A 314-nucleotide genomic window follows, 5' to 3' on the forward strand; every position below is an offset into this window, starting at 1 on the left:
GGTGTTGCGTGCATCATACAAGACCCACAGAACGGAAGGGTGCTGCTTCAGCATCGCGCCAAGGACCCGGGATCGGGTCTGTACGTGCTTCCGGGCGGCAAGCTCGAAGCTGAACGTGCCGATGTCGGAATGGCTCGTGAGCTGCGCGAAGAGCTTTGTCTCGACCTAGACCCTGCGGGGCTGCGGCCCGTGTGGCATGCGAATGATACGCTGGGTAACGGTGATCCTCTTCTCATGCTCTATTTCCGAGCATACGCGTTTGCAGGCGAAGTACGGAACGCTGAGCCTGAGAAGTGTCATGGTCTGGTGTGGTC

1 protein-coding gene is annotated in these 314 nt (G+C 59.2%); it reads left to right on the top strand.

The genetic code is table 11. The features are described from left to right. Window positions 1-314 (top strand): NUDIX domain-containing protein (locus AC1RPH_RS08165; protein WP_481762087.1); only part of this gene is annotated, 314 nt, incomplete at both ends.

It is taken from the genome of Dellaglioa sp. CoH-57-MRSF-16 (assembly GCF_056782055.1).